Annotated in this window: 10 protein-coding genes; 2 read left to right on the plus strand and 8 right to left on the minus strand. The window is 66.2% G+C overall.

Features of this window, described 5'->3' with window-relative positions:
* The first annotated feature begins 273 nt into the window (after window positions 1–273).
* A complete protein-coding gene (locus G6024_RS01715) occupies window positions 274–978 on the plus strand; it encodes an EcsC family protein (protein ID WP_159147729.1) in 705 nt (234 codons plus the stop codon).
* Window positions 979–1,198: 220 nt separating this feature from the next.
* On the opposite strand, the gene G6024_RS17015 is transcribed toward G6024_RS01715, so the two are convergent.
* The 4 genes from G6024_RS17015 to G6024_RS01735 form a co-directional block, all read right to left on the minus strand.
* On the minus strand, window positions 1,199–1,624 hold the full coding sequence (locus G6024_RS17015; protein WP_159147731.1) for a DUF3039 domain-containing protein: 426 nt from the start codon (window positions 1,622–1,624) through the stop codon (window positions 1,199–1,201).
* A 199-nt stretch (window positions 1,625–1,823) separates the two neighbouring features.
* Window positions 1,824–2,222 (minus strand): helix-turn-helix domain-containing protein, encoded by a 399-nt coding sequence (locus G6024_RS01725; RefSeq protein WP_159147733.1) that lies wholly within the window; start codon window positions 2,220–2,222, stop codon window positions 1,824–1,826.
* Between the two features lie 6 nt (window positions 2,223–2,228).
* Window positions 2,229–2,762 (minus strand): PucR family transcriptional regulator, encoded by a 534-nt coding sequence (locus tag G6024_RS01730; protein ID WP_159147735.1) that lies wholly within the window; start codon window positions 2,760–2,762, stop codon window positions 2,229–2,231.
* Window positions 2,763–2,796: 34 nt separating this feature from the next.
* A complete protein-coding gene (locus G6024_RS01735; RefSeq protein WP_159147737.1) occupies window positions 2,797–3,345 on the minus strand; it encodes a hypothetical protein in 549 nt (182 codons plus the stop codon).
* 178 nt (window positions 3,346–3,523) lie between these two features.
* Between G6024_RS01735 and G6024_RS16860 the strand changes: the two genes are divergently transcribed.
* Window positions 3,524–3,649 carry a hypothetical protein gene (locus tag G6024_RS16860; RefSeq protein ID WP_268817099.1) on the plus strand — a complete coding sequence of 42 codons (126 nt, stop codon included), beginning with the start codon at window positions 3,524–3,526 and terminating at the stop codon, window positions 3,647–3,649.
* 219 nt (window positions 3,650–3,868) lie between these two features.
* Here G6024_RS16860 and G6024_RS01740 read toward each other — a convergent pair whose 3' ends face one another.
* From G6024_RS01740 to G6024_RS01755, 4 genes are all read right to left on the minus strand, one after another.
* Complete coding sequence (locus tag G6024_RS01740; protein ID WP_159147738.1) at window positions 3,869–6,004, minus strand: hypothetical protein; 2,136 nt, start codon at window positions 6,002–6,004, stop codon at window positions 3,869–3,871.
* 341 nt (window positions 6,005–6,345) lie between these two features.
* Window positions 6,346–8,124 carry a hypothetical protein gene (locus G6024_RS01745; protein WP_159147740.1) on the minus strand — a complete coding sequence of 593 codons (1,779 nt, stop codon included), beginning with the start codon at window positions 8,122–8,124 and terminating at the stop codon, window positions 6,346–6,348.
* Entirely contained in the window at window positions 8,117–8,713 is a 597-nt protein-coding gene (locus G6024_RS01750) for a signal peptidase I (RefSeq protein ID WP_159147742.1), read from the minus strand. Before G6024_RS01750 ends, G6024_RS01745 begins: the two co-directional genes overlap by 8 nt.
* A gap of 92 nt (window positions 8,714–8,805) precedes the next feature.
* Complete coding sequence (locus G6024_RS01755; protein WP_159147744.1) at window positions 8,806–9,492, minus strand: SipW-dependent-type signal peptide-containing protein; 687 nt, start codon at window positions 9,490–9,492, stop codon at window positions 8,806–8,808.
* Between the last annotated feature and the right edge of the window lie 384 nt (window positions 9,493–9,876).

Here is a 9,876-nt window from a genome sequence, read left to right on the forward strand (position 1 = left end):
TCCGCCTGCACCCGGGCCGCCGCCCGCCGAAACCGCCGCTGACCTGGGGTGCCCTGGACGACCCGTGCAGGGCGCCCCAGGTCAGAGGGCTCGGGCCGGCCACGCCGCGGGCGCGCGTCCCGCACCGAATAGTCGACACCGTTAACTGCTCGGGGCAAAGAGTGTTTATTCTCTTTCCCAGTGCCGAGACTCCCTCCCCGGCGCACGGGCTCACTTAGCGGCCGCAGTGAGAGCGAACCGTCCCCCTCAGGCCTGTCCGAAAGGCGCCCCCTCATGGCGATTGCCCAACCCAAGCGTGTCAAGGAGATCACCAAGTCGATCTCTGAAGGCGATATGGAGACGGCGGCCACGGCCACCATCAACTTCATCCTCGATTCGGGAGTGAACGGTTTCGGACCGGTCAAGGGTGCCGAGACCATCGCCGCCGAGGCGCTCAAGCACTCCGGTGGCTACGCCGAGAAGGCCATCAAGCGGATCATCGCCACGCACACCAGGGTCGTGGGCGCGTCGGGGTTCGTTTCCGGGCTTGGCGGGCTTGCCACGATGGCGGTGGCCATTCCCACGGATGTCACCGTCTTCTACACCCGCGCCACCCGGATGATCGCGGCCGTTGCGCACCTACGCGGATATGACGTCCACAGCGAAGAGGTCCGCAGTGTCATCGCGGTGTCGCTGATCGGATCCGCCGGTGTGGAGGCGATGTCCAAGGCCGGCGTCGAGATCGGCACCAAGACGGCCGTCGCGGCCCTGAAGAGGGTGCCGGGCACCGTCCTGACCAAGATCAACAAGGCGGTGGGCTTCCGTCTGGTCACCAAGTTCGGCACCACGGGGTCCATCAACCTGGTCAAGGTCGTGCCCGTGGCGGGCGCGGCCGTCGGCGGGACGATCAACATCGCGGGCATCCGATCGATCGCCGGCTACGCGAAGAGCAACTTCCCGGCAGTTGACCCGGTGGTCGTGCCGGGCACTGTGGTCTGAGCCTGCCGTCTGACAGTCGGCCCCCCCTGCCGCGTTGCGTCGAAACCACCGCTGAACTGCGGTGCCCTGCAGGGCCCGTTCAGGGCATTGCAGGTCAGCGCCTCCGGGAGAGCGGGGCCCGCGTCTCCAATCGGTTCGCTGGTTGTCCACTGGGGGTCGGCGGCGCAGGGCCATGAGGCCACCTCAGCGTGTGTCACTATCCTGATGCCCTGATGCCTACTCAGAGTGCCGCGTATCTCTCCGCGCACTTCGGACAGAGGGGCAAAGAGTGATGGTCTTGCCGCGGGACGAAAAAAGGGCCGCAGAGTGCGCGTACGGCTTCCCCGTTAATCGTCTTGCCCGCAAGGTGCTCACGATGGGTGTAGTGGCTCATCGACCCCGGCTCAGAGAGAGCCAGGTCGCCCGCTGCCACCAAGGTCGCCAGAGCCTCCCGTCGCTTCGCCCATGCCCCCGGGTCCGCGATGTTGGAGTAGATGTCCCCGTAGCGATCCCAGCCCTGCTCTGGTGGATCAATCGAGATCAAAATTCGAATCGTCAATTGCCATAAGAGATCACTCGCAGCGAAGCGTGGCTCAGGCGTGATCTCCACGGTGATTTCGTCCGCTCGATAGTCATCTTCGCGCATGGCCTCCACGCTGAAGCTCACGTGAGCGAGATCGCCTACTCCGGGGATCGGATGGTGGACTCGGGCTCGGTACTCCCCACCGGAGTGAACACTGCGCAGTGCGTCAAGAACTGTTCGCTGGGCCTCCAGTTCCCACTCGGTGCGGAGGCGTGCTGCAGTCTCCTGCTTGAGAAGTCGCACATCAGCGTCGTTCTGAAGAGAACCCAGGGCGAGGTCTTCGTCAGAGCAGGTCGGCGATTTCGTCCTCGACAGAGGCGGCGGTCTTCTGCTGGTGCGCGAAGCGCTCGGCGAGCTCGCGCTGATCGCGGTTATGGCGTGACTGGAATTCGAGAAGGTCGCGCACGCGAATGCGTCGGTCGCGGCCCACTCGATGGAAGAGGATCTCCCCGCGGTCCAGCAGCTTGTAGAGGTGGGAGCGGCTCATCCCGAGTCGCTCGGCCGCCTGGTTCGGGGTGAGCGTGGAATCAGCGTCAATTGTGATGACTTCATCGCCGTCACGCACTCGGCGGGTCAGGTCGAGGAGAAGGTCGCGCAGTTCAGGGCCAGCGTCGGATCGCGCGAAATCTTCGAGGGCGTCGAGTTGATCGACGGGAACGTTCTCGGTCGCGAGAGCATGCATTAGAGGTCACTCCTGCTCGCCGCTGACAAGGCGGGATTTCGTTGAATGCAGATGTTGCACGTGCCGTATATGTCGCAGATGACGCAAGCGTACGGCAGGCGAGCGCCCATGCCAAGACCATCCGTCGCTCGTGAGGGGGCGGGTGCGTGGATCACTGGGAGCCGGCCGCGGCGTTAACACCCCGCGTCTCACGCCCCCCGGCAACTCCGCCAATCGCAGCGCCAGCCGCAGCTCCAGCGCCCGGTCGCCGCGGCGCCAGCAGGTGCCCAGTACGGAATCGAGCCGGTCGAGCCGCTGGTACACCGTGTTGACGTGCACGAACAGTCGCTCGGCGGTGGCGGAGGGGCTGCCGTCGGCGCCGAACCACGCCCCGAGGGTGTCGAGTAGCGCGGTGCTGCGGGTGCGGTCGAAGTCGCGCACCGGGCCGAGGTTGCGCTCGATGAACTGCGTGACGAACTCGTGGTCGACCTCACTGAACAGCAGCGCGTAGCCATCGGGGGAGTACGACGACGACAACGGCCGCCACCGCCGCCCCCGCACGCGGTCGCTCGCTCCGGCCGAACCGGCCGGGTGGTCAGCTGAGCTGCCCCAACAGCTCCTTCCACACCGGCCGCCAGTAGTCGATCGCCTCGGCCGAGTCGAGCTTGGTGTGGGTCAGCCCGACCGAGGCTTTTCCGCCGGCTTTGTCGCTGATATTCACCGCGACCCGTGTGCCGTCGGCCAGCGGGACGCGCCAGTAGCGCCACTTCTCCGACCGAGTCACCGACGCCTCGCCGTCCACCGGGATCCCGCCGAACTCCTCGCGCCCGGCGACGAGCTCGGTCCACGCCTTCAGCGCCGAGTCCTTGTCCCCGGCGACCGTCCGCGAGGTGGAGAGCTGGAAGTCGCCGTCGCAGGACTGCCCCGGAACGCGGAGACCGGAGTGCTGTTCGTAGGCGATGGCCGTGCCCTGCGCCCACCACTCGGCCTGCTCGACCGACTCGGGCATCAGTTCGAGGGTCAGGCGCGCGATCGCGGTGTGGTTCATCTCCCGCGCGCCCGCCTGCTCGAGCATTTCCACCCACTCGTCCCACGGGCGGCCGGTGGCGGTAGCGATCGCGGCGGTGTTCGACGGTTTGACCATGCCCTCATGCTGCCCGATGCCCCAACGCCGCGCCCGCCGGATCGCCACGTTTGGTGGGATGTCCTCGGACTCTGTCACCCGACTATCAGGCCGCCGCAGAGGTGATTCCTAAGGTGCGGGAACACACTTGACTCAGCGGGCCGGAGGCCTTCCGGTTCACCGAGCAGGAGGTGTGGCCATGGGATCCGAGACGTTGTACTTGTGGTGGGAGCGGACGATCCGGATGTTCGATTCGTTTGTGCGCGGCTCGCTCGGACTCCAGCCCGTCGTGGTGCCCGCTCCCCGCATTGAGATCGCTCTCTGACACTGCTCGACCTGACACTGCCCGATCTGATCGAGGCGGCGGCTGAGTGCGTTGCCGGACAAGATTACGACGACGACGAGGACCGCCCCCGCCACGGAACGCAGCCACTCACTGTGCGGAACCGCCGGCGACTGTCCCTTCGCATGATCGGGCCCGATCTGGAGAGAATGTGCTCTCCGGACCGGGCCCGAGTTTTGCGATCCCGCGGTGCTCAGCCGGTCAGTTGGTGGGCACGCTCGTTGGGAGTGGCTGCACCGTCTCGGTGGGCTGGTCAGGCTTGGCGTCCGGTCCGGCGGTCAGCGGTGCCATCCTCGCGGCGGCGGTCTGGCGAACCGGCTCATCCAGTTGGAAGCGGGACCGCAGGATCGTGGACCCGCCGGCCGGGATCGACCGGTTCCAGTTGATGCCCATGCCGTTGTCGTGCTCAGCGGACACGGAGGTGTCGTTGTAGTCAGCGCCCGACCGGGCCACGTTCCAGATCTGGTCGAAGCTCGCCTCCTGCCGCAGTGCGTCCCCGGTGAGGTCGGTCAGGGCGATTCGCCGACCGCTGTTGTCGTTGCAGGAGACCGACCGGCTGTACACGGATCCTGTGCCGTAGTCGCTGCGGCTGAGGTAGCAGTCCGCGGCGCGGTAGATCTTGACGTCCTTGGCCACGCCACTGGTGTTTCGGACGGTGATGTCGGTCTGATAGCCGGGGTTGCCGTCGACGAAGTAGTCCACCTGCGTGAGCTCGATCCCGGTGTCGCCGGCGCGGACGGTGGTCCGGATGACTAGGGGGTCGGCTGCGGTCGCGCTGCCCGTGGTGGACTGTGCCACCGGGGTCCACCCGTAGTTGAATCCACCACTGGCGGGAACGGCGGTGCCGTAGGACTGACCGTCGACGAAAGCGACCGTCGCGCAGGCGCCCGGTCCGTAGTAGACGCTTCGGCCGTCAGTGGGGGATTGCACGTCGCAGTTCAGGCCGGCCCCCACCACGAGGTTGGTGATCGCGCCGTCCTGGAATCCGGGCGGAGGCGTGCTCGTGGTTGTCGTCGGCGTGGTGGTCGTCGTTCCGGTCGGCCGGGTCGTCGTGGTGCCGGTGGATCCGCACTCGACGATGAGCGAGAGGAACCCGATGCGGCCGAGAACGATGCTGGTCGACCATTCGAACACCCAGAGCGCCGAGGCGGATGCGGTCGCTGCGACCCGGAGGGAGGCGCTGAGTTCGAAGCAGTCGCGCGAGTTGACCGATGCTGATAGTTCGGGGCCCACCGAGACGCCGGCGGCGAGATCGACGGCCTTGATATCGGCCTTCAATCGAGCCTTGATGCCGAAGAAGATCTTGGCGTCGAGACTGCCGTCGCCGCTGATCTCGTTGACCGCGTAGTCGGCGCGGTTGATTGCCCGGGTTCGATCGCGGGAGATCTCGATCCCGTCGGATCGGGACGAACTCGACTTGGCGCTGAGGGAGGCTCCTCCTCCCATCTCGATCTCGAGCACCGGGCCGGTTTCCAGGCCGAAGGGGCCGGCGACCGGGATGAAGGCTTCCGGCATCTTGTCCTCGTCGACTTCGCACTTGATGCCGGCGACGGTGTTGATAGAGAACTCGGCTGAGTGCCCGTAGTTCATGACGATCTTGAGGTACTCGTCCCGTGGATTGAATACGACCTGGGCGGAGAGGTCCGCGAGGGTAACCCCGATATCCAGGTTCACCGGGCTCCCCACCTCACAGTCGAGGAACGACGGAAGTGCTCGGAAGGGCATCGACGCACCGGAACGGGATTGCATCCGTCCCATCGGCCCCGCCTCGGAGCCGCCGTCGGTCGACACGGCGTCTTCGAGGTTTACCGTGGTGTTGATGGAGAACTCGTCGTAAACCTCTTCGATGCCCGCGGGTTCGGTTTCGACCTGGACGAGTCCGCTGGGCAGGGTCGTGATCCCGGTGACCCTGCCGATGACGCCGGTGGGCGACCCCGGCGCGACGTCCACCACGAAGGGCGCTCCCACGGCGGGCTGGTCGTCCTGGTCCGGCGTGATCACGGTGGATTGGGTCTCGCCGGTTTCGCCCGTGACGCTGACTACCGTCCCGGGATCAGCGATCGTCGTGTCGTCCTTGGGGACGATGCTGTGTTCGATGTCCTGCAGCGGTGGTGCGTCAGGGCCCACGAGCTCGTCGTCTGCCCCGCCGCCGGAGCTGCCCGCCGATCCGAGCGAGCCGCTGCCTCCACTGCCGGGGTTGAGTGAGTCAGACTCGAGCGAGCCGGAGTTCTGGCCGCCGGCGATGGGTGTGCCTGCGGTGGTCACGAGGAGAGCGGCGGTCAGGGCGACTGTCGAGGCCTTGAATGCTGCCCGGAGTGGGCGTTTGTGCGCGGTCATGGGCTGGTCCCGTCATCGGGCGGCGGACGCCGAGGTGGATCTGACGCCCCTGACGTTAAGGCCCCACTTATCCGAAGTGGCCGTCTCGGCGATCGCACTCACCACACGGTGTGGTGACTGATGGGCCAAGGTGATTGGTGGGACTGCCGGGACGGCTTCCGGGCGCATCTGACCAGGTCAACCGGGGTGTGTCGTACGTTCGGACGATTTTGACGACGACGAGGGCCCGCAGCGCTTCGGCCGGTCCCGCGCATAGTGTGCGGAACCGGCCGAGTGGGCAGTGGCGGCGACCGTGCGGCCTACCGCGGACCCGCCCCCGGAGCGTGCCTGACGAGGATGACTCACGCCTCAGCAGTGGGCACTGGGCTTTCGACGGTGGGCGCGCTCGCGTCCGGGGTCGGGCTCGTGGTGGTCGCCGGCGCTGACGGGCTGGTCGTCGCGGTCACCTTCGGCAGCGGCGGCAGGTCGAAAACCCACCCGGCGGTGCCGTCGGGCCGCAGCATCGCGCGCTGGGCGGAGTCGTCGATCAGGAACGCGATGGTGATCTCGTAGTCGCGGTCCGCCGACAGAACTGTGGTCTCGGAGTTCGCGGACTGCTCGCACTCCGAGCTGATCGTCCGGGCGTCTCGAGTCGCACCGCCGGGGCGCATCTCAGCGAAGTCGTTCGGACCGATCGAGGCCCAGCGCTCGGGGCCCGCCTCGGCAGAGGTCGCGATGCTCAGCGTGAGCTCGACACCGCAGCCCGGCGTGCGCACGATGTTCTCAACCTTTGCGGTGCCCAGCTCGACGCCGTCGCGGTTCACGACTGCGAACTCCCGGCCGACTCGCACCGTCTCGGGCTCCTGCGGACCCTCGGTCGCGGAGGTCTGCTCCGTCGTCGCGTCACCGGTCGGGACGGTGATCGGTGCGGAGGCCGCGTCGGAGGCAGGCGCACTCGTGGGCGGAGTGCTCGAATTCGCAGTCGTCGTGGCTAACGTCCCGGCTCCGGGTCTCGCGGGAGCCGAAGTCGTCGGAGCGGCGGTCGCACTCGTCGTGGCGGCGGCCCCGGAGTCCTCATCGGACTCGTGGACGCTCTCGTCGCGCGCGACGTCGTCCAGAGACGGCAGATCGGCTCCGCTATCGACTTCGTCGATAGCGGGGGCGTCTTGGTTGGCGCTGACATCGGGTGCCTCGGCAGGCTTATTTTCCGCCATCTCCGGGATCGCCCGCAGAGAAGCCGGGTTCACAAGACTCTTCACCGACGGCTGGTTGGGCGACTCCTGGAGTGCCGCCGGGCGCGCAGTTGTGGGCCGCTTCGGCTCCCCGTGAGCGTCTCCGGCGAGATCGCACTCGGCGGAAGCAAGGGTCACGTGGAGCGTGAAGTCGGAAAGAAATACATTGCTGGTCACATAGAGTCGTGCCTCGGCCTTCGCCCAGCCTATGCCCGACGAATGGTGGTACTGCAGGACGCCGGTGACCCCGGTAAGCAACGTTGCTGGCTTGTACGCGGTGGTCTGTCGATTCAGCGGCGGAAGGTAGAGCGGGGTGTCCTCGCGGAGGAAGATGGGACCACCCGCAGACACATTGGCTTGCCCGGTTTTCCCGGGCTCGCACTTCGCAGTAGCGGTGATGGCCTTCTGGCTGTCAGAAGTGCCGTAGGTGATGATCTCTCGTGATCGATTTCCAGCGAGCCAGAGCCGCATGCGAGTCACCTCGGAAGAAGCGACGCTGGTACCCGCAGCCAGGTTAGTGCCAGCCGCAGCACAATCCGATGTCCCCTGCGCGCGCACGCGGGCGCACGAGCTCCCCTTTATCTCGAGCGGAAGTGCATCGATAACACCGCTGTCGTTGTGATTCAGCTGCACCGTGCCGCCCGAATTTCTCGGGTTTGCAAAGGCTCGGGCTTGCTGAGTAGTGGCGGAGGTAGCCTGTCGGTCGATCGAACCGAAACCGGAGACGGCGCGGGCATAGTTGGTGAAGGCGGTCGGGTCCGCGGCGAAGACCGACTCGCCGTGGACAGTGTCCTGCCAAGTCGCCTCGGTCGGGCGGACGTTGGCCGCGCCGAAGGCAATTGTGATGAGCAAGACCAAGACGCCGGCGAAGGCCAGGAGGACGCGCGGCTGCTTGAGTGACTTACGCATCTGCGGACCCCCCGTCAACCTCGTCCTCATCCTCGTCCTTGGGCCAGAAAGTCCACAGCACTCCGAGCGCCGCGATGCCCGTGATCCCACCCAGGACTAGCGGGTTGCTGAACCAGACGATTACGTTGGCCAGTTCGGGCACCGACCACAGCACCTTGCGGACTGTGTCGACCCGGTACATGCCGGGGTCGATGTTGGGGTTGGCATCACCCTTCATCTGAACCAGCGCCTCGCCGGGCGTCTGCGGGTACACCTCGACCACTCGGTGAGTGACCGGGAGTTGGCCCTCTTCGCGGTCAACCGTGATCACGTCGCCTACCTGTATCTCGTCGGCGGAGATCTCTTTGACCACTGCGACGGCGCCGGTCGGGATGGTGGGGGACATTGACCCGGTCTTGAACATGATCAGCGAGATGTTCATCGTGACCGCGGCGATCACGAGCCCCACTGCCGCGACCCCGCCCGCGGCCAGGAGATTGGCGATGCCGCCGCCGATGTACGACCACACCGACCGCTTGCGCGGTGCCCGGTGGGAGGCGGCAGCTGAGGCCGGGCCCTCCGTGGGGTTCTGCACGGTCGGTGTGCTCATGGCGTTCTCCTGATGAAGGTGGGGCTGAGAGGGGAGAGGGAAAAGCAGTGGGATGCGGCGGCGGAATACTCACCCGCCGCCGCGGTCACACGCTATTTCGCCGCGGGGACGGGGTCCTTGGAGGTGGCGGTGAACTCCCAGAAGATCGCGTCGGAGAGCTCGTCGCCGACCTCGAGGGGGGCGCCGTCGGCGAGAGTGGCGGAGAAGCATACCCAGCGGTAGCCGCCGGCGTCGATGTCGGTGGTGGCCATGACCTCGGGTGCTTCCGCGCCAATTGTCGAGGCCTTGGCACCGCTGAAGTCGGTGCTGGCGTCGCAGGTGGGAGCGTCATCCGTAGCCGTCTTGCCGAGGTCGACAACAGCGACCGATACATGCGATGCCAGCGCTGACTCGTCGGCGTTGGTGCGGTTGAGCACGATGTCGGCGCCCAGATTGCGCTTGGTCTCCCTCAGGCCGACCAGCTGGTACACGGGCTCGTTGGGGATGAGGGAGTCGGCCTTCTGAGCGAATGCCATCGAACCGGGCCCGCCCTCGCCGTCGACGGCCGCGGATGAGACGTACTCCGCCCAGTTGTCGCCACCCTCGAAGTTGCCCTGGATGTTGAACGACGTGTTCTCGGTACCGAAGGTGCCCTCGCCCCACACGGTGTCCGACCAGGCGGCCAGGGTCACGGCGGCGCCGACGCCCAGCACGAGACCCGAGGCCATGATGGCGCGGGTCTTCTTTCGGCGGTTCTGGTTCTTGACGGCGGGCTGGGGGGTCTGGGGCGCGGTGCTCATGCGAGGGCCTTTCGAACGAAGGGGAATAACCAACAGGTGTCTGTTGACGCGTCTCATTTATTATCACTTACCTACTGGCCGGTAGCAACCTGAAAGTTGACATTTGTTCCTAACGTCACAATCTGATGGTTCGGCTGACAAATGGCTTGTACCAGCACGTCTGAGGCTCACATCGGGTTTGAAACGGCTCGCGATCTGAACAGATCAGTCTGGACGAGCGTCCTGGACGATTTGTTCAGAAGGCAGGATCACGACGATGACGCGCTCGTCCGCCGCGCTGCAGCAGGCTCGTCACCGGGGGGTTCTCATCCATCGACCAGGTTCCGCTGGCCGAGATTTCAGCGTCAGATACCTAGCCTCGGTCTTTCACGCGGGACGTGAGGT

Origin of the sequence: Dietzia maris (assembly GCF_014144855.1) — a bacterium.
Classification (GTDB): domain Bacteria; phylum Actinomycetota; class Actinomycetes; order Mycobacteriales; family Mycobacteriaceae; genus Dietzia; species Dietzia kunjamensis.